Origin of the sequence: Streptomyces sp. NPDC090045, assembly GCF_044747975.1 — a bacterium.
GTDB lineage: Bacteria > Actinomycetota > Actinomycetes > Streptomycetales > Streptomycetaceae > Streptomyces.
The window spans coordinates 422,222-444,835 of sequence record NZ_JBIVFA010000005.1 but is presented as its reverse complement, the minus strand read 5'-3'; the positions used below and the strand labels follow the sequence as shown (position 1 = coordinate 444,835).

General features: G+C 71.8%; 19 protein-coding genes. 6 read left to right on the top strand and 13 right to left on the bottom strand.

Annotated features, from left to right (window positions below; genetic code table 11):
* Window positions 1-4 precede the first annotated feature (4 nt).
* Window positions 5-1,003: an anion permease gene (locus ACIPYQ_RS17475; protein WP_401251786.1), complete on the top strand. Its 999-nt coding sequence runs from the start codon at window positions 5-7 to the stop codon at window positions 1,001-1,003.
* A gap of 117 nt (window positions 1,004-1,120) precedes the next feature.
* On the opposite strand, the gene pstB is transcribed toward ACIPYQ_RS17475, so the two are convergent.
* The 7 genes from pstB to mshD all read right to left on the bottom strand — a co-directional run bounded on the left by pstB (window position 1,121) and on the right by mshD (window position 10,041).
* Window positions 1,121-1,897, bottom strand: a complete 777-nt coding sequence (gene pstB / locus ACIPYQ_RS17470; protein WP_361769254.1) for a phosphate ABC transporter ATP-binding protein PstB — start codon at window positions 1,895-1,897, stop codon at window positions 1,121-1,123.
* Between the two features lie 30 nt (window positions 1,898-1,927).
* Window positions 1,928-3,010 (bottom strand): phosphate ABC transporter permease PstA, encoded by a 1,083-nt coding sequence (gene pstA / locus ACIPYQ_RS17465; RefSeq protein ID WP_401251783.1) that lies wholly within the window; start codon window positions 3,008-3,010, stop codon window positions 1,928-1,930.
* Entirely contained in the window at window positions 3,010-3,999 is a 990-nt protein-coding gene (gene pstC, locus ACIPYQ_RS17460; protein WP_393750816.1) for a phosphate ABC transporter permease subunit PstC, read from the bottom strand. The genes pstA and pstC overlap by 1 nt, the downstream gene beginning before the upstream one ends.
* Before the next feature lie 127 nt (window positions 4,000-4,126).
* Window positions 4,127-5,263: a phosphate ABC transporter substrate-binding protein PstS gene (gene pstS, locus ACIPYQ_RS17455; RefSeq protein WP_401251780.1), complete on the bottom strand. Its 1,137-nt coding sequence runs from the start codon at window positions 5,261-5,263 to the stop codon at window positions 4,127-4,129.
* Window positions 5,264-5,507: 244 nt separating this feature from the next.
* Window positions 5,508-6,476: a CHAD domain-containing protein gene (locus ACIPYQ_RS17450; RefSeq protein ID WP_401251777.1), complete on the bottom strand. Its 969-nt coding sequence runs from the start codon at window positions 6,474-6,476 to the stop codon at window positions 5,508-5,510.
* The gene (locus ACIPYQ_RS17445; protein ID WP_401251774.1) at window positions 6,457-8,757 is read right to left on the bottom strand and encodes an RNA degradosome polyphosphate kinase; all 2,301 of its coding nucleotides are present in this window, start codon (window positions 8,755-8,757) and stop codon (window positions 6,457-6,459) included. Before ACIPYQ_RS17445 ends, ACIPYQ_RS17450 begins: the two co-directional genes overlap by 20 nt.
* Before the next feature lie 357 nt (window positions 8,758-9,114).
* Window positions 9,115-10,041: a mycothiol synthase gene (mshD, locus tag ACIPYQ_RS17440; protein ID WP_361753159.1), complete on the bottom strand. Its 927-nt coding sequence runs from the start codon at window positions 10,039-10,041 to the stop codon at window positions 9,115-9,117.
* Window positions 10,042-10,211: 170 nt separating this feature from the next.
* On the opposite strand from mshD, the gene ACIPYQ_RS17435 reads away from it, so the two are divergent.
* Window positions 10,212-12,029 (top strand): bifunctional metallophosphatase/5'-nucleotidase, encoded by a 1,818-nt coding sequence (locus ACIPYQ_RS17435; RefSeq protein ID WP_401251771.1) that lies wholly within the window; start codon window positions 10,212-10,214, stop codon window positions 12,027-12,029.
* Window positions 12,030-12,106: 77 nt separating this feature from the next.
* Here ACIPYQ_RS17435 and ACIPYQ_RS17430 read toward each other — a convergent pair whose 3' ends face one another.
* Window positions 12,107-12,892, bottom strand: a complete 786-nt coding sequence (locus ACIPYQ_RS17430; RefSeq protein ID WP_401251768.1) for an alpha/beta fold hydrolase — start codon at window positions 12,890-12,892, stop codon at window positions 12,107-12,109.
* Between the two features lie 122 nt (window positions 12,893-13,014).
* Between ACIPYQ_RS17430 and ACIPYQ_RS17425 the strand changes: the two genes are divergently transcribed.
* Both ACIPYQ_RS17425 and ACIPYQ_RS17420 read left to right on the top strand, forming a co-directional pair.
* On the top strand, window positions 13,015-13,584 hold the full coding sequence (locus tag ACIPYQ_RS17425) for a helix-turn-helix domain-containing protein (protein ID WP_361753165.1): 570 nt from the start codon (window positions 13,015-13,017) through the stop codon (window positions 13,582-13,584).
* Window positions 13,585-13,699: 115 nt separating this feature from the next.
* Complete coding sequence (locus ACIPYQ_RS17420) at window positions 13,700-14,617, top strand: phosphatidylinositol-specific phospholipase C (protein WP_401251765.1); 918 nt, start codon at window positions 13,700-13,702, stop codon at window positions 14,615-14,617.
* Here the strand turns inward: ACIPYQ_RS17420 and ACIPYQ_RS17415 are convergent.
* The 5 genes from ACIPYQ_RS17415 to ACIPYQ_RS17395 form a co-directional block, all read right to left on the bottom strand.
* A complete protein-coding gene (locus tag ACIPYQ_RS17415) occupies window positions 14,597-16,033 on the bottom strand; it encodes a sensor histidine kinase (protein WP_401251762.1) in 1,437 nt (478 codons plus the stop codon). The genes ACIPYQ_RS17420 and ACIPYQ_RS17415 overlap by 21 nt on opposite strands.
* The gene (locus ACIPYQ_RS17410; RefSeq protein ID WP_401251760.1) at window positions 16,030-16,761 is read right to left on the bottom strand and encodes a response regulator transcription factor; all 732 of its coding nucleotides are present in this window, start codon (window positions 16,759-16,761) and stop codon (window positions 16,030-16,032) included. The genes ACIPYQ_RS17415 and ACIPYQ_RS17410 overlap by 4 nt, the downstream gene beginning before the upstream one ends.
* Window positions 16,762-16,836: 75 nt before the next feature.
* Window positions 16,837-18,036: a S1C family serine protease gene (locus ACIPYQ_RS17405; protein ID WP_401251757.1), complete on the bottom strand. Its 1,200-nt coding sequence runs from the start codon at window positions 18,034-18,036 to the stop codon at window positions 16,837-16,839.
* A 166-nt stretch (window positions 18,037-18,202) separates the two neighbouring features.
* Entirely contained in the window at window positions 18,203-19,225 is a 1,023-nt protein-coding gene (locus tag ACIPYQ_RS17400; RefSeq protein WP_030387256.1) for a LacI family DNA-binding transcriptional regulator, read from the bottom strand.
* Between the two features lie 24 nt (window positions 19,226-19,249).
* On the bottom strand, window positions 19,250-20,089 hold the full coding sequence (locus ACIPYQ_RS17395; RefSeq protein ID WP_401251754.1) for a response regulator transcription factor: 840 nt from the start codon (window positions 20,087-20,089) through the stop codon (window positions 19,250-19,252).
* 458 nt (window positions 20,090-20,547) lie between these two features.
* On the opposite strand from ACIPYQ_RS17395, the gene ACIPYQ_RS17390 reads away from it, so the two are divergent.
* Window positions 20,548-20,802, top strand: a complete 255-nt coding sequence (locus tag ACIPYQ_RS17390) for a MoaD/ThiS family protein (RefSeq protein ID WP_361753177.1) — start codon at window positions 20,548-20,550, stop codon at window positions 20,800-20,802.
* A 10-nt stretch (window positions 20,803-20,812) separates the two neighbouring features.
* A complete protein-coding gene (locus tag ACIPYQ_RS17385) occupies window positions 20,813-22,558 on the top strand; it encodes a hypothetical protein (RefSeq protein WP_401251751.1) in 1,746 nt (581 codons plus the stop codon).
* Window positions 22,559-22,614 lie beyond the last annotated feature (56 nt).

The window sequence follows — 22,614 nt, the reverse complement described above, 5'->3', positions numbered from 1 at the left end:
CCTCGTGGACACCTTCGCCCTGGTCGTGACCATCGGTGTCGCGCTCGGCTTTACCTATACGAACGGTTTCCACGACTCGGCGAACGCGATCGCGACCTCCGTCTCGACGCGGGCGCTGACCCCGCGCGCGGCGCTGGCGATGGCCGCCGTGATGAACCTCGCCGGTGCCTTCCTGGGCAGCGGGGTCGCCAAGACGGTCAGCGAGGGCCTGATCGAGACGCCCCACGGCGCCCAGGGCATGTGGATCCTCTTCGCGGCGCTCGTCGGCGCGATCGTCTGGAACCTGATCACCTGGTACTTCGGCCTGCCCTCGTCCTCCTCGCACGCGCTGTTCGGCGGCATGGTGGGCGCGGCGCTGGCCGGTGGCACGGGAGTCATCTGGAGCGGGGTGATCGACAAGGTCGTCATCCCGATGTTCGCCTCGCCGATCGTCGGTCTGGTCGCCGGTTACCTGGTGATGGTGGTCATCCTGTGGATGTTCCGCCGGTCCAACCCGCACAAGGCCAAGCACGGGTTCCGCATCGCGCAGACCGCGTCCGCGGCCGCCATGGCGCTGGGCCACGGTCTCCAGGACGCGCAGAAGACGATGGGCATCGTCGTGATGGCGCTGGTCATCGCCGACGTGCAGAGCGCCGACGACCCGATTCCGGTGTGGGTCAAGGTCGCGTGCGCCGTGATGCTGTCGCTGGGTACGTACGCGGGCGGCTGGCGCATCATGCGCACGCTCGGCCGCAAGATCATCGAGCTGGACCCGCCGCAGGGCTTCGCGGCCGAGACCACGGGCGCCTCGATCATGTTCGGCTCGGCGTACCTCTTCCACGCGCCGATCTCCACCACCCACGTCATCACCTCGGCGATCATGGGCGTGGGTGCGACCAAGCGCGTGAACGCGGTCCGCTGGGGCGTCGCCAAGAACATCGTCCTGGGCTGGTTCATCACCATGCCGGCCGCGGCTCTGGTCGCCGCGGTCTGCTTCTGGATCGTGAACCTCGCCTTCGTGTAGGACGCGGGAACGAAAGCGGGCCGGCTCCCCCCACCCAGGGGGAGCCGGCCCTTTTTCTTTCTTTCGCCTTGCGGTGGCACCGCCATGCAGCACCGCAGGACGCGTACACATCCCGGTTTAGCCGAAGCGGCCCGAGATGTAGTCCTCGGTGGCCTGCACGGACGGGTTCGAGAAGATCCGGTCCGTGTCGTCGATCTCGACGAGCTTGCCGGGCTGGCCGACCGCCGAGAGGTTGAAGAAGGCGGTGCGGTCCGAGACGCGGGCCGCCTGCTGCATGTTGTGCGTCACGATGACGATCGTGAAGCGCTCCTTGAGCTCGCCGATCAGGTCCTCGATGGCGAGGGTGGAGATCGGGTCGAGGGCCGAGCAGGGCTCGTCCATCAGGAGGACCTGGGGCTCGACCGCGATGGCGCGGGCGATGCACAGACGCTGCTGCTGGCCGCCGGAGAGGCCCGAGCCGGGCTTGTTCAGGCGGTCCTTGACCTCGTTCCAGAGGTTGGCGCCCTTGAGGGACCGCTCCACGATGTCCGCGAGCTCGGACTTCTTGAAGTTGCCGTTCAGCCGCAGGCCCGCCGCCACGTTGTCGAAGATCGACATGGTGGGGAAGGGGTTCGGGCGCTGGAAGACCATGCCGACGGTGCGGCGGACCGCGACCGGGTCCACGCCGGCGCCGTACAGGTTCTCGTCGTCCAGGAGCACCTTGCCCTCGACGCGGCCGCCGGGGGTGACCTCGTGCATGCGGTTGAGGGTGCGCAGGAAGGTGGACTTGCCGCAGCCGGAGGGGCCGATGAAGGCGGTCACGGAGCGGGGCTCCACGGTCATCGAGATGTCATCGATGGCCTTGTGGGCGCCGTAGAAGGCGGACAGTCCGCTGACGTCGATTCGCTTCGCCATGAGGGGTCACTTCGCTTTCATACAGTCGCGTCAGCGACCGGTCTTCGGGGCCTTCCAGCGGGCGATGCCGCGGGCCACCAGATTGAGGATCATGACGAAGGCGATCAGTACGAGGGCTGCGGCCCACGCCCGGTCGTAGGAGGCTTCACTGCCGACCTTGTACTGCTCCCAAATGTAGAGGGGGAGCGAGGACTGGGCGCCTTCGAAGGGGTTGGCGTTGATCAGCTGGGTACCGAAGACCAGCAGCATGATCGGCGCGGTCTCACCGGCGATGCGGGCCACGGCCAGCATGACGCCGGTGGCGATGCCGCCGATCGCGGTGGGGAGCACGACCTTGAGGATCACGCGCCACTTCGGCACACCGAGGGCGAGGGCGGCCTCGCGCAGCTCGTTCGGGACGAGCTTGAGCATCTCCTCGGTGGAGCGGACCACGACGGGCATCATCAGGATCGACAGGGCCATGGCGCCGGCGAAGCCGGAGGGGCCGAAGCCGAGCATCAGGTTCCAGGTCGTCAGGATGAACAGACCCGCGACGATGGAGGGGATGCCGGTCATGACGTCGACGAAGAAGGTGACGGCCTTGGCGAGGGAGCCCCGGCCGTACTCGACCAGGTAGACGGCGGTCAGGAGGCCGATCGGCGCCGCGATCAGGGTGGCCAGGGCGACCTGCTCGATGGTGCCGAGCAGCGCGTGGTAGACGCCGCCGCCCTCGTCGAAGCTGGTCACGCCGTTCATGGAGTGCGTGAGGAAGTTGCCGGTCAGCAGCTCGAGGCCGCGGCTGATCGTCGTCCACATCAGCGAGAGCAGCGGGACGACCGCGAGGACGAAGCAGACCCACACCATGGAGGTCGCGACGCGGTCCTTGGCCTGACGCCGGTTCTCGACGATCGCGCTCGCGGTGTACGTGATGACGACGAACAGGAGGGCCGCGAGCAGTCCCCACTGGATCTTGCTGTGGAGGCTCAGGGCGAGGCCGATGCCGCAGCCGAGGGCGAGCGAGAGGGCCGCGATGCCGGCCGGGGCCCAGCGGGGCAGGCCGCCTCGGGTGAGGCTGGCGGGGGCGGCGGACTTGGGGGCCCGGGAGGGCCGCTGGTCCTGGAGTGCGTGGCTCATCAGGCGTTCGCCCCCGAGAAGTCCTTGCGGCGAGCGATGATCAGGCGAGCTGCACCGTTGACCAGCAGGGTGAGCAGGAAGAGGACCAGACCCGAGGCGATCAGCGCATCCCGGCCGAACTCGTTGGCCTCGTCGAACTTCGCGGCGATGTTCTGCGCGAAGGTGCCGCCGCCCGGGTTCAGGACGTGGAACGAGATCAGGAAGCTCGGGGAGAGGACGGTCGCGACGGCCATGGTCTCGCCGAGTGCGCGGCCGAGGCCGAGCATCGAGGCGGAGATGACGCCGGAGCGGCCGAAGGGCAGCACCGACATCCGGATGACCTCCCAGCGGGTCGCGCCGAGGGCCAGGGCGGCCTCCTCGTTCATGCGCGGGACCTGGAGGAAGACCTCGCGGCTGACGCTGGTCACGATCGGCAGGATCATGATCGCGAGCAGGATGCCGACGGTGAAGAGCGAGCGGGCGACGCCGATCTGGGTCTTCTCGAAGACGTAGGTCCAGCCCAGGTACTCGTCGAGCCAGAGGTTCAGGCCGTTCAGCTGCGGTACGAGGAAGAGGGCGCCCCAGATGCCGTAGATGATCGACGGCACGGCGGCCAGCAGGTCGACCACGTACGCGAGGGGCGCGGCCAGCTTGCGCGGCGCGTAGTGCGAGATGAACAGGGCGATGCCGACAGCGATCGGAACCGCGATGGCCATCGCGATGATCGAGCTGACGACGGTGCCGAAGAGCAGGACGGCGATGCCGAAGACGGGCGGGTTGGCCGACGCGTTCCAGTCGAAGGTGGTGAGGAAGTTCCCCTCGTTCTTCGACAGTGCGATCGAGGCGCGGTAGGTGAGGAAGGCGGCGATCGACGCCATGATCACCAGGAGCAGGATGCCGGATCCCTTGGAGAGCCCGGCGAAGATCTTGTCACCGGCGCGGCCGGTGGACCTTCCGCTCTTGGCGACAGGCGGAGCCGTGTCTATCTGGGTGGGTGTGGTGGAAGCCATGATCTTTCCGGTCTGAGTGGGGACAGGCCCCTGGCGGCGGTGCACCGGATTTCCCCCGGGTGAAGGGGAAGGGTCCCCGGGTGTCGGCTGCCCGGACGGGGGCGGCCGACACCGCGGGGGTCGGGATTTAGCCCAGCGAGTTGATGGCTTCGCGGACCTTCGTGTTGATCTCGGCAGGGATCGGCGCGTAGCCGTTCTCGAGGAGGATCTTCTGGCCGGCGTCCGAGGCGGCGTAGTTCAGGAAGGACTTGACGGTCGGGAGCGTCTCGGCCTTGTTGCCCTTGTCGCAGACGACCTCGTACGTGACCAGGACCAGCGGGTAGGCGCCCTCGGCCTTGGTGGTGTAGTCGAGCTTCAGGGCCAGGTCGGAGCCGGTGCCGGCGATCTTGGCGGCGGCGATGGCCTTGGAGGCGTTCTCACCGGAGGCCTTGACCGGGGCGGCGGCGCCCGTGTTCAGGTCGACGGTCTTGATGCCCTGGGCGCTGGCGAAGGAGAGCTCGAAGTAGCCGATCGCGCCGTCGACCTGCTTGACCTGCGCGGCGACACCGGCGGAGCCGGAGGCGGCCTGGCCACCCGGGGCGGCCCACTTCTTCGCGGCCTCGTGCGGCCAGGCGTCGGGGGCGGTGGCCTTCAGGTACTTGGTGACGTTCTCGGTGGTGCCCGAGTCGTCGGAGCGGTGGAAGGCCTGGATGGCGGTGGGGGGAAGCGCGACGCCGGGGTTCAGCTTCTTGATCGCCTCGTCGTCCCACTTCTTGATCTTGTCGTTGAAGATGTTGGCGACCGTGGCGGCGTCGAGGTTCAGCTTCTCCACGCCGGCGACGTTGAAGCCGAGGGCGACGGGGCCGCCGACCATCGGCAGGTTGATGCCCTGGCCACCGGTGCAGATCTTCTTCGACTCCTCGACCTGCTCCGGCTTCAGCGCCGAGTCGGAGCCGGCGAAACCGACGGTGCCCTGGTTGAAGGCGACGATGCCCTCACCGGAGGAGGAGGACTTGTAGTTCACCTCGACGCCGGAGCAGGCGGCCATGTAGTTCTTGATCCACAGCTCGACCGCGTTCTTCTGCGCGGAAGAGCCCGAGGCCAGGAGCTTGCCCTTGGCGTCGTCGCACTTGATGTCGCCCGCGGCGGCCGCGGAGGGCTTCGCCGATCCGTCGGCGGTCTTCGTGTTGTCGTCCGAGCCGCACGCCGTGAGGACCAGGGCGCCGGACACGACAAGCGCCCCGAGGGCGGAGGCACGAAGCATGTTCTTGCGCTGAAGCTTCACTTTCGGGTGTTCCTTCCAGAAGCCGCCGGCCGCTTTCTGTATCGGGGCGGCGTGCGAAGAGGACTACGTCGGTTTGCTCGGCTGAGCTGCTCGGTTTCCGGCGACTCGCTCCGTGCATCACCGAAATTAGGCAGAACAGGTGAAGCAGCCGACCGGCCCGAGTGAACGGATGGTGAACCGTGGCGGACGACCCGGTGCGTTCCCGTCCGTTCGTACGTGCTCGTCATCATCCGTTATCCGCCCGTTATCGCGGTGTGACCGCGGGCTCCCGCAGCCACACGTGCTCGAATTCGAGCCGGGCCGCCTCCACCTCGTGGCGCTGGTCGGCGTGCAGGACGCCGAGTGCGTACGCCGTCGCCGGGGCGATGCGGGGGGTGCGGGCCGCCGTCGCGGAGGCGGCCGCCGCCTCCGCCGCGTCGCGGTGGCGGTCCAGGGCCTCGCCCGCGGCCGCCGGCCGGCTCACGTCCTCGCCGAGCGCCTCCCGGGCGTACCGGTGGACCCGCAGGAGGCGGCGCACCTCGTGCCAGAGCCCGTCGTGGTCCGCGTTGTACGGGCTCGGCGCGGCTTCCGAGCCGCGGCACGGCGGCAGCGCCGCGACCGCCGCGGACAGTCGGTTTTCGGCCACCTCTGCCAGGGGGACGAGGACGTCCCCGACCCGCCCCCGGGCCGCTACGGAGTCCAGCGGGACCTCCGAGGCCAGCACGGCCACCGCGTCCGCCACCGCGTGGAAGCGGGAGGAGCCGAGCGCCTGCAGCGTGGCCGAGTGGGCGCGCGTACGGGCCAGGGTGAGCTGGCGCTCCAGCAGCGCGCCGGCCCGCGCCGAGCCCACCGTGAGGGCCCCGGCCGTGCCGCGCGGCGCCGGGAGTTCGGGGGAGCCGGACAGCCGGTGCAGGGCGTCCATCAGCCGGGCCAGCCGGGCGGCGTAGGCGTGCTCGTCGGCCAGCGTCGAGGACAGCCACACCAGCTCGGTGCGCAGCCCGTCGGCCCAGGAGGACTCGGTCACCACCCGGAAGGTGGCCAGGGATCCGCTGATCCGGCGCGCGGCCCCCCGCAGGCTGCGCGCCGCGTCGCTCCCTTCGGCGGCGTCGGCCCCGCTCTCCTCGTGCAGGCGCAGCCCGCGCAGGAAAGCGGTGGCCTGGGAACGCAGGTACGTGCCGAGCACGTCACCCGCGTCCGCCGTGGCCGTAATCGGGTCATGGTTTGGCTGAGCCACGCCGGCGCCTCCGGGCGTCTATGAGCGTCTCCTGTACGTGCCGCAGCGGCTGGCCTTCCGCGTCCGTGCTGTGCCGGGTCCACTCGCCGTCCGGGCCCAGGTGCCAGGAGGAGGTGGCGTCGGACATCCCGGTTTCCAGCATCCGGTCCAGTGCCGCGCGGTGGGCCGGGTCGGCGACCCTGACCAGTGCCTCGATACGGCGGTCGAGGTTGCGGTGCATCATGTCGGCGCTGCCGATCCACACCTCGGGCTCGCCGCCGTTGCCGAAGGCGAAGACCCGGGAGTGTTCCAGGAAGCGGCCGAGGATCGAGCGGACCCGGATGTTCTCCGAGAGCCCGGGGACTCCGGGGCGCACGGCGCAGATGCCGCGCACCCAGATGTCGACGGGCACTCCCGCCTGGGAGGCCCGGTAGAGCGAGTCGATGAGGGCCTCGTCGACGATCGAGTTCATCTTGAGGCGCACGTAGGCGGGGCGGCCGGCCTTGTGGTGGGCGGTCTCCTTGTCGATGCGCGCGATCAGTCCGTCGCGCAGCGAGCGGGGCGCCACCATCAGCCGGCGGTAGGTCTCTCGGCGCGAGTAGCCGGACAGCCGGTTGAAGAGGTCGGAGAGGTCCGCGCCGACCTGCGGGTCGGCGGTGAGCAGGCCGAGGTCCTCGTAGAGCCGGGCCGTCTTGGGGTGGTAGTTGCCGGTGCCCACGTGCGAGTAGCGGCGCAGCTGGTCGCCCTCCTGGCGGACGACGAGGGACAGCTTGCAGTGGGTCTTGAGGCCGACGAGCCCGTAGACGACGTGGCAGCCGGACTCCTCCAGCTTGCGCGCCCACTTGATGTTGGCCTGCTCGTCGAAGCGGGCCTTGATCTCGACGAGTACGAGCACCTGCTTGCCGGAGTCGGCGGCGTCGATCAGGGCGTCCACGATCGGGGAGTCGCCGGAAGTGCGGTAGAGCGTCTGCTTGATCGCGAGGACGTCCGGGTCGGCGGCGGCCTGCTCCAGGAAGGCCTGCACCGAGGTGGAGAAGGAGTCGTACGGGTGGTGCAGCAGGACGTCCCGCTCGCGCAGGGCGGCGAAGATGTCGGGCGCGGACGCGGACTCGACCTCGGCGAGGTCCCGGTGGGTGCCGGCGACGAACTTCGGGTACTTCAGCTCGGGCCGGTCCAGGGAGGCGATGCCGAAGAGGGAGGTCAGGTCGAGGGGCCCGGGCAGCGGGTACACCTCGGAGGCGTTGACGTTCAGCTCCTGCACGAGGAGGTCCAGGACGCCGGGGTCGATGGACTCCTCGACCTCCAGGCGCACGGGCGGGCCGAAGCGGCGCCGCATGAGCTCCTTCTCCAGGGCCTGGAGCAGGTTCTCGGCGTCGTCCTCCTCCACCTCCAGGTCCTCGTTGCGGGTCACGCGGAACATGTGGTGCGCGAGCACCTCCATGCCGGGGAACAGCTCCTCCAGGTGCGCGGCGATGACGTCCTCCAGCGGGACGTAGCGCTGCGGGGAGGCCTCCAGGAAGCGGGAGAGGAGCGGCGGGACCTTGACCCGGGCGAAGTGGCGGTGGCCGCTGACCGGGTTGCGTACGACGACGGCCAGGTTGAGGGAGAGGCCGGAGATGTACGGGAACGGGTGCGCGGGGTCCACGGCCAGCGGGGTCAGCACCGGGAAGATCTGGTTCCGGAACAGCGTGAAGAGGCGCGCCTGCTCCTTCTCGGTGAGGTCGGGCCAGCGGATGAGGTGGATGCCCTCCTCGGCCAGGGCCGGGGAGATGTCCTGCTGGAAGCAGGCGGCGTGGCGGGCCATGAGCTCGCGCGAGCGCGTCCAGATGAGGTCCAGCACTTCACGGGGCTGCAGGCCCGAGGCCGAACGGGTGGCGACACCGGTCGCGATGCGCCGTTTGAGGCCGGCCACGCGGACCATGAAGAACTCGTCCAGGTTGCTCGCGAAGATCGCCAGGAAGTTGGCGCGCTCCAGGAGGGGCGTGGTGGGGTCCTCGGCGAGCTCCAGGACGCGCTCGTTGAAGGCGAGCCAGCTGCGCTCCCGGTCGAGGAAGCGGCCCGGGGGCAGCTCGCCGCCGTCCTTGTCGTCGTACGCGTCCAGGTCGGCGTCGATATCGGGCTCGAGGTCGACGTGCGGGCGGTGCGCGGAGATGGAGCCTATGCGGGCGTGGGCCCCGGTCACTGCGTTGACGGGGCCGGTTGCCTTGGCGGCGGCGGTACCGGACGCCGGGCCTGCGGCGGACGTGTGAGACGGGTGCTGGGCGGGGACCTCGGTGGGGCCTGCGCTGGGCTTGTGGCTCATGACTCCATTCTTCCGCGCACGCGGCAGGACAGGCGCGTCGGAAGTGTCGGCCGTCAGTCGGAGTCGGGGCTGCATTGGGGGAGAGTCGCAAGCGCGTCTTAATGCCCGGTGAATGGCGTGTGGCTTCCCGGGTCCGGCTGGCGCACGAGTCGCCTCCCGGCGGGGGTGGCGGGGGTGGGGCGTGCGCTCCCGGCGCGCCGGGCCCCGCCCCGGGCCCCCGCCGGGCTCCGCGCCCGGACCCCCGCGCCTCAAGCGCCGGCTGGGCTCAAAGATCGGGGCTCCGCCCCGGACCCCGCTCCTCAAACGCCGGAGGGGCTGGATTGGTGCGGCCGGGCTGGATAGGGCGGAGTCCGGGGGTCAGCTTTCTGTGCGGTACATCAGGTCTACCTCGTGGGTGCTGAAGCCGAGGCCCTCGTAGACGGCGAGGGCGGCCGGGTTGTCGGCGTCGACGTAGAGCATGGCCGTCGGCAGGCCCTGGGCCGCCAGGTGGCGCAGGCCGACCGCGGTGAGGGCCTTGCCGAGGCCGCCGCCCTGGGCGCCCGGGCGGACGCCGAGCACGTAGACCTCGCCCAGCTGCTCCGCCGCGTGGACCTTCGTCCAGTGGAAGCCGACGAGCTCCCCGTCGCGCTCCGCGAGGAAGAAGCCCTTGGCGTCGAACCACGGCTGCGCGATCCGGTCGTTGAGGTCCCGCCGGGTCAGCGAGCCCTGTTCGGGGTGGTGGGCGAAGGCGGCCGCGTTCACCGCGAGCCAGGCCTCGTCGTCGGTGCCGGGCACGAAGGTCCGTACGGTCACGCCGGGCGGGAGCACGGGCTCCGGCAGCGGGTCGGCGTCGGCCAGGGGCCGGCGCAGCTGGCGCAGCTCGCGGAAGAGGGTCAGGCCGAGCACCTGCGCGAGGTGCCGGGCGGCCGACTTGCCGCCGTGGGCCCATACCCGCAGCCGCTTCCCGGAGGCGGCCAGCAGGGCCATGCCCATGGCCCGGCCGTGTCCGCGCCCGCGCAGGGCCGGGTGCACGACGAGCTCGGCGGCGGGGGCCTCCACCGGGTCGGTGTCCTCCAGTTGTCCGTATGCGGCGAGCCGTCCGCCCTCGGTGAGCAGGAAGTGCCGGATCCCCTCGCGCGGCCCGCCGCGCAGCTGGAGCCGTCCCTGCTCGGACACGGCGGTGGTGCCGTCGGTACGCGCCGCGTCCTCGATCAGGTCGAGTACGGCGCCGGCCTGTTCCTCCGTCAGCTCGTCGAGGGTCTGAATCTGCCGTCCCGGCTCCAGGGCCGCTGCTGCGTCAGTCATGGCACGAGCCTACGACCGCGGCGGGTGGTGGGCGGAGTGCGGGCGCGGGGTCTGTCCGTCTTCTGCGCGTAACCAACGCGATACCCGTTACCCCCTGGTAGAGCTACGCGCGTTGACCATAGGCTTCCCCGGACCTCCCAAGCAGTATCGCTGTCCACAAAGGGGACTAAATGTCAGCGACGCCACAACGGCACCGCCGAAACCGCCGGTTGACCTTCGCCGCTCTCGCCGTCACGGCCGGGGCCGGGGCCATGGTCGCCGCCGCTCTGCCGGCCGGTGCCGCGGGTGGTGGCGGTGCGGCCAAGAGCCGGACCGTCGACGTGCAGATGCTGTCGTTCAACGACTTCCACGGCACGCTGGAGCCCCCGCAGGGTTCCTCCGGCAACGTGACCGAGCGTCAGGCCGACGGCACCACCAAGGCCATACCCGCGGGCGGGGTCGAGTACCTCGCGACCAGCCTGCGCGAGGCCCGCAAGGGCCACGAGTACTCCGTGACCGCCGCGGCCGGTGACATGATCGGCGGCAGCCCGATGCTGTCCGGTCTCTTCCACGACGAGCCGTCCATCGAGGCGCTGAACAAGCTCGACCTGGACGTCAGCAGCGTCGGCAACCACGAGTTCGACGAGGGCAAGACCGAGCTGCGCCGCATGGCGTACGGCGGCTGCCACCCGGTCGAGGGCTGCTACGAGTTCGGCAAGGAGTTCACGGGCTCCACCTTCCAGTACCTCGCCGCGAACGTCACGGACGAGAAGACCAAGCGCCCCCTGATGTCTCCCACCTACGTGTGGAAGAAGGGCGACGTGAAGATCGGCTTCATCGGCGTCACCCTGGAGGGCACTCCGGACGTCGTGACCGCCGAGGGCGTCAAGGGCCTGAAGTTCGGCGACGAGATCGAGACGATCAACAAGTACGCCGCCGAGCTGAACAAGCAGGGCGTGAAGTCGATCGTCGCGCTGATCCACGAGGGCGGGCTGCCCGCGAGCGGCGCCTACAACTACGACTGCAACGTCCCGGGCGCCGGCGCCGGCATCTCGGGCGCGATCGTGGACATCGCCAAGAACGTGGACTCCAAGGTCGACGCGCTGGTCACCGGTCACACGCACCAGGCCTACGCCTGCAACATCCCGGACCCGGCGGGCAACCCGCGCACGGTGACCTCGGCCGCCTCCATCGGCCGTCTGTTCACGGACACCACCCTCACCTACGACCGGCAGACCAAGGACATCGTCCGTACGCCGGTCGCCTCGCCGAAGCCGGTCAACAAGGTCGTCACCCGGGACCAGCCCAAGGCCCCCGACATGACCGAGCTGATCGACCGCTGGAAGACCCTCGCGGCCCCGATCGCCAACCGCCCGCAGGGCTTCATCGCGGCCGACATCCCGGGCCGCGGTTCCGAGGCGCCCGAGAAGCCGCTCGGCGACCTGATCGCCGACGCGCAGCTCGAGGCGCTGGCCCCGGCGGACAAGGGCGGCGCGCAGCTGGCCATCATGAACCCGGGCGGTATCCGCTCGGACCTCGCCTACAAGGCCTCGGGTGACGAGGGCGACGGCGTGGTGACGTACGGCGAGTCCTTCACGGTCCAGCCGTTCACCAACATGATGAACATCGTGGACCTGACCGGCGCGCAGCTGATCACCGCGCTGCAGCAGCAGGTCAGCGGCCCGGTCAACGGTGCCAACCCGAAGATCCTGCAGGTGTCGAAGGGCTTCACGTACACCCTGGACCTGACGAAGACGGGCGTGGACCGCATCGTCGTGGACTCGGTGAAGCTGAACGGCGCGGCGATCGACCCCGCCAAGACCTACCGGGTCGCGATGAACGAGTTCCTCGCGGGCGGCGGTGACGGCTTCACCGTCCTGAAGGAGCACAAGAACAAGCTGGTGGGCGCGTCCGACCTGGACTGCTTCAACGCCTACCTGATGAAGAACTCCTCGGCGGCCAACCCGATCGCCGTGCCGGCGGCGAACCGGATCACCGTCGTCAAGTAACACCGCGTGCGGTACCCCCGAAGGGGCGGTGGGCCATCGGCCCGCCGCCCCTTCGGCTTTCCCCCGTTCCGCAGGGGTCAGAGGCTTGCCAGGAACGTCCCGACGGCCGCGTGGAATCCCTCCGGGTCCGTGAACGGGACGAAGTGGTCGCCGTCGAGGGGTGCGTACGAGGTCTTCGGCCGCCGGGCGACCATCGTGTCGGCCACGGTCTGCGTGAGCGCCTGGCTGCGGGTGCCGTGGACCAGCAGGGCCGGGCAGGTGCTCGCGAGCCAGGTGTCCCAGTGGTCGCCGTCGCACGCCCGGATGGAGTCGAGCATGTCCTGGGGGTGGTAGGCCAGGCGCCAGCCGCTGCCGTCCGGGAGGGGGCGGATCCCGTCGGCGATGAAGGGTGCGGCGGCCGGTCCGGCGGCGGCGAGGAGTTCCTCGCGGGTGGGGGCGCTGTAGGGGAGGCCGTCGAGGAAGTCGAACCAGTTCGGCCCCGTGGGGATGCGGATGTCGACGGTGGCGTCCACGCCGATGAGCGCGGAGATCCGCTCGGGGTGGGCGGCGGCCAGGTGGTAGGCGTTGAGCCCGCCGAGGGAGTAGCCGAGGAGCGCCACGGGGGCGTCGAGGCCCAGGTGGTCGAGGAGGGCGACGGCGTCGCGGACGTAGCCCTCGCGGCGGTAGTCGGGCGCCCGGCCGGACTCGCCGTGGCCGCGCTGGTCGGGGGCGATGACCCGCCATCCGTCGCCGAGGGCGGCGGCGAGGCCCGTGAAGGCGAGGGCTTCGGACATGCCGCCGTGCAGGGCGAGGAGCGGGCGGCCGGGTCCGCCGAAGTCCAGGTAGGAGAGGGTCCGGTCGTCGATCTTCAGCTCGTGGCGCATGTCTCGTGCCTCCCGTGGGCCCGTGGATCTTCCGATGGCTCCACCTTGCCAGGACTTGGGCAAGCGCGCAATACGATTGTGTAGCGCGCTTGCCCAAAACCTCGCGCGGATACGATCCCGGCATGGGAAATCGCGAGGACCTGCTGGCCGGAGCGCGCCGCTGCCTGGAGGAGAAGGGGTACCTGCGCACGACCGTGCGCGACATCGCCTCGGCGGCGCAGGTGAGCATGGCCGCGATCGGCTACCACTTCGGATCGCGGGAGGCGCTGCTCAACCAGGCGCTCTTCGCCGCCATGGACGAGTGGGCCGCCGGGTCCGGCCGGCTCGCCGGGCAGGGTGACACCGCCGCGCAGCGGTACGCGGACACCTGGGACCGCAAGATCCAGGACTTCGCCGACATGCGCTGGCTCTGGACCGCCAACGTCGAGGCCTTCGTGCACGCGCAGTCCTCGCCCGAGCTGCTCGCGATCCTGGCCGAGGAGCAGCGCAAGGCCCGGCCCATGGTGGCGGCCCAGCTGCGCGGGGTCCCCGGGGACGCGGTCGCCGAGGAGGACGTACGGGGCCTCGGGTCGGTGCACCTCGCGCTGCTGAGCGGGGTGATGGTCCAGTGCCTGACCGATCCGGAGGGTGCGCCGAACGGCCGGGAGATCGTCCAGGGGCTGCGCGCGATGGTGGAGCTGCTCGAAGGCTGAGGCCGAGGTCGAGCCTGCGGGGGCGCCGCCGGTACCGGCCCCTGTCGACGGGTACCCATCTTGAGGTGTCCACGCCATAATCCGGTCCCATCACCGGGTCGGCAAAGGGGCGGGCATGGGCGTGGGCACGGGCATGGGCACAGGCAGCGGCGTGTACGGCGGCGAGGGCATGGGCAGACGGGCCTTCCTGGCCGGGGCGCTGGCCGCGGGCACGGCCCTGGGACTGGGCATCGCGGGAACCGCCTCGGCGGCGGCCCTCGGCACCCAGGACTGGATGGCCGGACTCGGGGACTCCACCGCCCTCCAGCGGATGACCATCCCCGGCACGCACGACTCCGGCGCCACCAAGGGCGGCCTCTACGTCGCCTGCCAGAACACCTCGATCGCCCAGCAGCTCGACTCCGGCATCCGCTTCCTCGACGTCCGCTGCCGGGTCACGGGCGGCTCCTTCGCCATCCACCACGCGGCGTTCTTCCAGGACCTGATGTTCGGGGACGTGCTCGTGGCCTGCCAGAACTTCCTCACCGCGCACCCCTCCGAGACCGTCCTGATGCGCCTCAAGCAGGAATACTCCACCGACAGCGACGCCACCTTCCGCGCTGTCTTCGACGACTACCTCGACCGCCGCGGCTGGCGCCCGCTGTTCCGGATCGCCGACACCCTGCCCCCGCTCGGCCAGGCCCGCGGCAAGGTGCTCCTGCTCGCCGACAACGGCGGCCTGCCCGGCCTGCGCTACGGCGACGGCAACGTCTTCGACATCCAGGACGACTGGAACGCCGAGCCCTTCGCCAAGCGCGGCAAGATCGAGAACCACTTCCGCAAGGCCGTCCAGCAGCCCGGCAAGCTCTTCGTCAACTACGTCAGCACCTCGGCCTACATGCCGCCGCGCTGGAACTCCGACCGCCTCAACCCGCAGGTGCACGGCTTCGTCGACGGCGGGGAGATGACCGGCCGGACCGGGCTCGGCATCGTCCCGCTGGACTTCCCGAACACCCGCTCCGGCCTGGTCGCCTCACTGATCCGGCACAACTGACGGATCGGCGGGCGGCGGGGTGGGCGCCCCCGGGATGCGGAGCACCGCCTCTGTGCCCGGGCCGCCGTCGGCCGCCGCCCGCAGCTCGGCGCTGCCGCCCGCGCGGGCCGCCGTACGGGCCACGATCGACAGGCCCAGGCCGCTGCCGGGCAGGGCGCGGGCCGACGGGGACCGCCAGAACCGCTCGAAGACGTGCGGCAGGTCCTCGGCCGGGATGCCCGGCCCGTGGTCCCGTACGGTCAGCTCGCCGGCCCGCAGCGTCACCTCGACCGCGCCGCCCGGCGGGCTGAACTTCACCGCGTTGTCCAGCACGTTGACCACCGCCCGCTCCAGCGCGGCCGCCTCGCCCCGTACGTACCAGGGCGCCAGGTCCGAGTCGAAGCTCAGCTCCGGACCGCGCAGCCGGGCCCGGGACAGCGCGGCCCCGGTGATCTCGTGCAGGGCGACCACCCCGAGCGGGCCGGGCGAGGCCGCGTCCGGCCGGGACAGCTCCTGGAGGTCGCCGATCAGCGAGGCCAGTTCCGTCATCTGCGCCTTGACCGAGGCCAGCAGCTCCCGCCGGTCGTCGGGCGGGATGGCCCGGCCGGTGTCCTCACTGCGCGCCAGCAGCTCGATGTTGGTGCGCAGCGAGGTCAGCGGGGTGCGCAGCTCGTGCCCGGCGTCGGCGATCAGCTGGGCCTGCCGGTCCTGGGAGGAGGCGAGGGCCGCGGTCATGGAGTTGAAGGACCGCGACAGCCGGGCGATCTCGTCGTCGCCCTCGTCGGGGATGCGGACGGTCAGGTCCTCGGTGCGGGCGATGTGCTCGACGGCGCCGGTCAGTTCGTCGACGGGCCGCAGCCCGGTCCGGGCCACCCACAGCCCGGCCGCGCCCGCGCCGACCACGCCGATGCCGGAGACCAGCAGCAGCACCCAGGCCAGCGTGGACAGCGGCTTGTCGACGTCGGCCAGCGGCTTGGCCACGGACAGCGCGGCGAACTGCCGGTTCACCAGGGCGGGCTGGGTGTAGACGCGGACCGGGACGCCGTCGGAGGTGGTCGAGTCGTACAGGACCGGGCCGCGCAGCCGCTGGGCGACCTCCCGGTCGATGGCGGTGGCCTTCAGGGTGTTCTTGCCGTCGACCCAGCAGGTCTTGCCGTCCGGCAGGACGAGCTGCACCTGCGCGCTGAGGTTGTTCGCGGGCCGTTCCGGCAGGGCCTCGCCGGACACGCAGCCACCGAAGGCGTCGAACACCTGGTTGGCCTGGGCGCCCGCGTTGGTGGCGCGCAGCGAGCTGTCCAGCTGGTCGCGGAGCTGGGTGCGCACCATCACCCAGGAGACGGCGGCGACGGCCGCCACGGCCAGCGCCACCGCGACCGTGACCAGCAGGGCCAGCCGGGAGCGCAGCGGGAGCGCGCGGAAGCGGGCGGTCGGGCTCACTCGGGCCCGCTCTCGCCGGCGCGCAGGACGTACCCCACCCCGCGCACGGTGTGGACGAGGCGGGGCTCGCCGCCCGCCTCGGTCTTGCGGCGCAGGTACATCACGTACACGTCCAGGGAGTTGGAGCTGGGCTCGAAGTCGAAGCCCCAGACGGTCTTGAGGATCTGCTCGCGGGTCAGGACCTGGCGCGGGTGCGCGAGGAACATCTCCAGCAGCGTGAACTCGGTACGGGTCAGCTCCACCGGCCGCCCGCTCCGGGTCACCTCGCGGGTCGCGAGGTCCATGCGCAGGTCGCCGAAGGTGAGGGCGTCCTCGTGGCTCTCGCCGCCGGCCCGCGGGGCCGCGTAGGAGCTGCGGCGCAGCAGGGCGCGGACGCGGGCGAACAGCTCGTCGAGCTCGAAGGGCTTGACGAGGTAGTCGTCGGCGCCCGCGTCGAGGCCGGTGACGCGGTCGCCGACGGTGTCGCGGGCGGTCAGCATCAGGACCGGCGTGACGCTGCCGGAGGCGCGCAGCCGGCGGGCCGCGGTCAGCCCGTCCATCCGGGGCATCTGGATGTCCAGGACGATCAGGTCGGGGGAGTACGAGGCCGCCCGGTCGAGGGCGTCGAGCCCGTCGACGGCGGTCTGCACGGCGTACCCCTCGAAGGCGAGGCTGCGGCGCAGGGCCTCGCGTACGGCCGGTTCGTCGTCGACGACGAGGATCCGCGCTTCGCCTTCGGCGGGAATCATGGATGGGTCTCCCAGGGGTGGTGGTCGGCCGTGGCGTCCGACGGGTGACGGCGCTTCCAGCCTCGCACGGACGGGCTAGAACGAGGTGCCGAAGCCGTTGGCGGCGGAGCCGCTGCCGGAGGAGCCGGAGCCGGAGGAGCCCGAACCGCCGGGGCCGCCCTTGCGGAGGGAGTCCAGGTCGGCCTTGACGGTGTTGACCGGGATGGCGAAGCCGAGGCCGACGCTGCCCGCGGCGGAGCTGTCGGAGGACGGGGAGTAGATCGCGGAGGGCATGCCCACGATCTCGCCGTTCATGTTGACCAGGGCGCCGCCGGAGTTGCCGGGGTTGAGGGAGGCGTCGGTCTGCAGGGCCTTGTACGAGGTGGTGTTCGAGCCGGTGTCGCCGTTGAACTCGCGGCCGCCGAAGGAGAAGGGCCAGCCGTCGCCGTCCTGCTGCCGGCCCTGCGGGGACCGCTGCTCGGACTTCGCCACCTTCACCTCGCGGTTCAGCGCCGAGACGATGCCGCTGGTGACGGTGCCGGTGAGGCCGTCGGGGGAGCCGATGGCGACGACCTGGTCGCCGACCTTGACGCTGCCGGAGTCGCCGAGCTTGGCGGGCTTGAGGCCGGTGGCGCCCTGCAGCTTGATCAGGGCCAGGTCCTTGTCGGGATCGGTGCCGACGATCGTGGCCCTGTACTTCTTGCCGTCGCTCATCGTCACCTGGACCTCGGAGGCGCCGCTCACGACGTGGTTGTTGGTGACGATCTCGCCGTCGGCGGTGACGACGATGCCGGAGCCGGTGCCCTGGCCGGACGCGGTGCGGGTGTCGATGCGGACGACCGAGGGGCTGACCTGTTCGGCGACGCCGGAGACGGTGCCGGTGCCCGCGCCGGTGCTCTGCGAGACGTTGGTGCCGTTGACTCCGCCGGAGCCGCCGTTCTGGTGGACCATCAGCTGCTGGACGGCGGCCGCGGTGCCGCCGCCGACCAGGGCCGCGGCGAGCGCGACGGCCGCCAGCAGGGCCACGGGCCGCTTCGCGCGGGGCGCGGGGGCGGCGGCGTGCGCGGGGCCGTCGTGGCGGGCGGCGGGGACGGTCTCGCCGCGGATGACCGGCGGCTGGTGCGCTTCGTGCCAGCCGGGTGCGGCGGGCGGGTACGCGGGCGGCGGCGGGTACGCCCCCGCCGCGGCGTCCTGCGCCAGCCGGTCACGCCCGCGCTGCCAGTCCTCGCCGAAGGGCGCGTGCGGAGTGGGGCGGTCCTGGGGGTACTCGCCTTCGCGGCGGAAGCTGTCGGTCATGGCTCCGACTCTGCTCGCCGATGATGAGAGCTTCCTGAGCCTGACCTGAGAAGCCCGACAGAACCTTGTATGCCCGTTATAAGGACCGCTGTTGGCGGCACCGCCGCTGCGGGGGCCAGCCCCCGGCCCCCGCTCCTCAAACGCCGGAGGGGCTGAAATGCACTGCTCAGCGGCAGCCGCAGGAGCGGCGGATCACCAGGGCCGACGGGAACTGCTTCAGGCGTTCGCGGCGCGAGCCGGCCACGCGGAGGCCGTCGTCCAGGACGAGGTCCACCGCGGCGCGGGCCATCGCCGGGCGGTCCGAGGCGATCGTGGTCAGCGGCGGGTCCGTGAGGGCCGCCTCCTTCACGTCGTCGAAGCCGGCCACGGCCAGTTCCCCGGGCACGTCGATGCGCAGCTCCCGCGCGGCGCGCAGCACACCGATCGCCTGGTCGTCCGTGGCGCAGAAGATGGCCGTCGGCCGGTCGGGCCGGGCCAGGACCTCCAGGGCGACCTTGTACGCGTCGTAGCGGTTGTACGGGGCCTCGATGAGCCGGCCCTCGACGGAGCGGCCGGACTCCTGCATGGCCCGCCGCCAGCCCTCGACGTGGTCGGCGACCGGGTCGCCGACGGACGGGGTGTTCTCGACGCCGCCGATGCAGGCGACGTACTCGTGTCCGTGCTCCAGCAGGTGGCGGGTGGCGAGCTGGGCGCCGCCGATGTCGTCGGTGACGACGGCGACGTCGTCGATCGCCTCGGGGCGCTCGTGGAGGAGGACCACCCGCGCGTCCCAGGCCTCGATCTCGCTGGCGGCCTGCTCGCTCATGCCCTGGCTGACCAGGATCAGGCCCGACACCCGCATGCCGAGGAAGGCCCGCAGGTAGTGGACCTCGCGCTCGGTGCGGTAGTCGGAGTTGCCGACCAGCACCATCTTCCCGCGCTCGGCGGCGGCCTGTTCGACCGCGTGCGCCATCTCCGCGAAGAACGGCTGACGGGCGTCCGGGACGATCATGCCTATGAGGTCGGTGCGCCGCGACGCCATCGCCTGGGCGACCCGGTCCGGGCGGTAGCCCAGGTCCTTGATCGCGGCGAGGACACGCTCGCGCGTGGCCGGGGCAACCGGCCGGGGTCCGTTGTTGATGACGTAGCTCACGACGGCGGTAGACGTACCCGCAAGTCGTGCCACGTCATCCCGCGTCACCTTGGCCACGCGCGGCAGTCTACGCGGGGTGACCTACCTCTGGGCAGGCCGTCCTGCCGAGTGGACGATCGCGGTCTCCTCCGCCGATCGGGTGACGGCCGCGGACGTCGCCGCGGCCGGCTGCGCGGTCGCCGGCGCGGACGCCTGTGCGGCGGCCTTGGCCTTCGCCTGGGCCGCGGCCTCCGCCGCCGCCCGCTCGACCTTCTCCGGCGTGACGAAGCGGTAGCCGACGTTGCGGACCGTGCCGATCAGCGACTCGTGCTCGGGGCCGAGCTTGGCGCGCAGCCGCCGTACGTGGACGTCCACGGTCCGGGTGCCGCCGAAGTAGTCGTAGCCCCAGACCTCCTGCAGCAGCTGGGCGCGGGTGAAGACCCGGCCCGGGTGCTGCGCGAGGTACTTGAGCAGCTCGAACTCCTTGAAGGTGAGGTCCAGCACCCGGCCCTTGAGCTTGGCCGAGTACGTCGCCTCGTCCACCGACAGGTCGCCGTTGCGGATCTCCATCGGGGAGTCGTCCGAGCCCAGCTGCTGACGGCCGGTGGCCAGCCGCAGCCGCGCCTCGACCTCGGCCGGGCCGGCGGTGTCCAGGAGGACGTCGTCGATGCCCCAGTCGGCGGTGACGGCCGCGAGGCCGCCCTCGGTGACGACGAGGATCAGCGGGCAGCCGGGCCCGGTGGAGCGCAGCAGCTGGCACAGCGACCGCACCTGCGGCAGGTCGCGGCGGCCGTCCACGAGGATGACGTCGGCACCCGGGGTGTCCACGAGGGCCGGGCCCTCGGCCGGCGCCACCCGGACGTTGTGCAGCAGCAGGCCGAGCGCGGGCAGCACCTCGGTGGAGGGCTGCAGCGCGTTGGTGAGCAGCAGGAGTGAGCTCATGACCGACCACCTGCCCGGGTCGGACGGTGCACGGTTCGCTGGTCCATCACGTCGGTTCCTCCTCGGTCCCGTCGAGGACATGCGCGGTACTGCTTCGTACGTCTTGCCCGGCACCCCTGCGGTCCCCGCGCCCTGGGGTCCGCATGGATACCACTGTTCTCGGTTCGTTCAACGCGCTGAAAGCACAAAAGGACCCGGGGGCAACGTTGCCCGGATCCTCTCGCCAAGCAGAATAGCCCACCCGTCCGTGCGTGGCCGAGGCATCTTCGAGATCCCCTCCTGTGGGTTCTGCCACGCCCGCGCCCTGCGTATGCCCCGGTTTCACCGGATCGGCGGCCCGCCGGCCGGTGACGCGGGGTCGCCCGGGCACACACGCGACGCGTTGGTGCACACCGGGGCGGACGGCCGGAGGGGCCATCATGGAGGCCGACGGTAGAGAGCCGACGATAGGAGCTGCAGTGGCAACCGGAACCATCCGCTACTGGGCGGCGGCCAAGGCCGCGGCCAAGACGGCGGAGGAGCCGTACTCGGCGGGCACACTGGCCGAGGCGCTCGACGCCGTGCGGGAGCGCCACCCCGGGGAGCTGACCCGGGTCCTGCTGCGCTGCTCCTTCCTCGTGAACGACGAGCCTGTGGGCAAGCGCCCGCATGATTCCGTCCTGCTGACCGAGGGGGGCACCGTCGAGGTGCTTCCCCCGTTCGCGGGCGGGTGAGCGGGAGCCGATGAGCACGCCTGAAGAACACCAGCACCAGCAGCAGCGCGAACAGCGCGAACAGCAGGAGCAGCACGAGCAGCACGAGCTGCGGCGGCAGCAGTACGCGCAGCACCAGGACCCGTACGGCACCCAGACCTGGCAGTCCGACACCTGGGACACCAGCCACCAGCCGGTGTACCCGGCGCTGGGCGCGGTGCCGGGGCAGCCGGCGGCGCCCGAGGGCTGGTTCCGCGACGAGGCCCCGGCCGCCCAGCCTCCGGCGCAGCCCCAGGCTCCGGCCGGCGGTGCCGGTGCGTCCTGGCCGGACGGTTCCGTGGCCGGGTCCGCCGATTCCTACGCGGCGTCGTACGAGTACCCGGCGGCCGGCGGGCCCGCCCAGCAGCCCGTGGCTCCGGAGGGCTGGTTCCGGGACGAGGTCCCGGCCCAGGCGCCGGCTCCGGCTCCCGTCCAGGACTGGTCGCAGGGCGGCCAGGGCGCGGGGATGCCCGCCTCCGCGGCCGAGCAGACGGCCTACATGCCGCCGTACCCCGGTCCCGAGCAGTTCCAGGCCCCGGCCGAGCAGAGCGCCTACCTGCCGCCGTACCCCGCCCAGGCGCAGCAGCCCGTGGCGCCGGATGGCTGGTTCCGGGACGAGGTCCCGGCCCAGGCGCCGGCTCCCGCCCAGGACTGGTCGCAGGGCGGCCAAGGCGTGGAGATGCCCGCCTCCGCCGCCGAGCAGACGGCCTACATGCCGCCGTACCCCGGTCCCGAGCAGTCCCAGGCCCCGGCCGACGAGACGGCCTACCTTCCGCCGGTGCCCGGCGCCGCGCAGTCGTCGGCCCCGGCCGACGAGACGGCCTACCTCCCGCCGGTGCCCGCCCCCGCTCAGGACGGGGCCGCCGCCGAGCAGACCGCCTATCTGCCGCCCCAGGCGGCTGCCGCCCCGGCCGAGGACGGCGCCGAAGCGGTGGAGGTCACCGCCTGGTCCCCGCCCACCCTCGCCGGGAACACCGTGCGCGCCGTCGACCCGGCCCAGGCCCGCGCCGAAGGCCGGTCGCCGATCATCGACCCCGGCCCGCAGTCGGCCATACTGACCGCCGCCCTCGGCCTGCTGCTCGCCGTGGCCGCCGCCCTCGGGCAGTACGCCCTGCTCGTGCCGCTGATCGCCCTGCAGGGGCTCACCGCGGCCGGCTGGTTCCGCCTCAACGGCATGTGGCCGGCCCGCCAGGGCATCGCCCTCGCCTTCGCCGGGGCCCTGGTCGCCGACGTGGCCGTGCTCGCGGTGGACCGTACGTACGGCCCCGGCGCGATCGTCGGCACCCTCGGCGCCTGGGTGCTGATCACCCTCTTCCTCCAGCTGCGCAGCCGCGCCGAGCCCGACGAGCGGATGTACGGGCTGATGGCCTCGGTGGCCTCGGCCGCCCTCGCCATCGTCTGCGCCGGCTACCTGGCCGCCGGTTCCGCCGCGGTCACGGTCGGTGCGGCCGCCGTGGCGGTCGCCGTGTTCGCCCGTGCGCTGCCGCTGCCCACGGCCCCCTCGGTCGGCGTCTCGCTGGCCGCGGCCGCCGGTGCGGGCATCGCGGTCGGCGGGATGACCTCCGTCGGGGTGGGCGGGGCGCTGCTCGGCCTGGTCTGCGGCGTGTGCGCGCTGATCGGGCTGCGGGTGGCGGCGTACGACTACCCGTCGAAGTTCGTGCACATGACGGCCGGTGTCGCGATGCCGCTCGCGGCCGCCGCTCCCGCCGTCTACCTGATCGGGCGGGTGGTGGGCTGACGTTCCGCTGACGGGCGCACATGGTCCACTAGATCGCTCGTACCGACTAGTAGGGG

Coding starts and splice junctions, on each gene's coding strand:
- ACIPYQ_RS17420 (WP_401251765.1), top strand. CDS start 13,700: ATGGGCGTGGGCACGGGCATGGGCACAGGCAGCGGCGTGTACGGCGGC.
- pstB (WP_361769254.1), bottom strand. CDS start 1,897: ATGGCGAAGCGAATCGACGTCAGCGGACTGTCCGCCTTCTACGGCGCC.
- ACIPYQ_RS17435 (WP_401251771.1), top strand. CDS start 10,212: ATGTCAGCGACGCCACAACGGCACCGCCGAAACCGCCGGTTGACCTTC.
- ACIPYQ_RS17405 (WP_401251757.1), bottom strand. CDS start 18,036: ATGACCGACAGCTTCCGCCGCGAAGGCGAGTACCCCCAGGACCGCCCC.
- ACIPYQ_RS17425 (WP_361753165.1), top strand. CDS start 13,015: ATGGGAAATCGCGAGGACCTGCTGGCCGGAGCGCGCCGCTGCCTGGAG.
- ACIPYQ_RS17385 (WP_401251751.1), top strand. CDS start 20,813: ATGAGCACGCCTGAAGAACACCAGCACCAGCAGCAGCGCGAACAGCGC.
- pstC (WP_393750816.1), bottom strand. CDS start 3,999: ATGGCTTCCACCACACCCACCCAGATAGACACGGCTCCGCCTGTCGCC.
- mshD (WP_361753159.1), bottom strand. CDS start 10,041: ATGACTGACGCAGCAGCGGCCCTGGAGCCGGGACGGCAGATTCAGACC.
- ACIPYQ_RS17430 (WP_401251768.1), bottom strand. CDS start 12,892: ATGCGCCACGAGCTGAAGATCGACGACCGGACCCTCTCCTACCTGGAC.
- ACIPYQ_RS17395 (WP_401251754.1), bottom strand. CDS start 20,089: ATGAGCTCACTCCTGCTGCTCACCAACGCGCTGCAGCCCTCCACCGAG.
- ACIPYQ_RS17410 (WP_401251760.1), bottom strand. CDS start 16,761: ATGATTCCCGCCGAAGGCGAAGCGCGGATCCTCGTCGTCGACGACGAA.
- pstA (WP_401251783.1), bottom strand. CDS start 3,010: ATGAGCCACGCACTCCAGGACCAGCGGCCCTCCCGGGCCCCCAAGTCC.
- ACIPYQ_RS17445 (WP_401251774.1), bottom strand. CDS start 8,757: ATGAGCCACAAGCCCAGCGCAGGCCCCACCGAGGTCCCCGCCCAGCAC.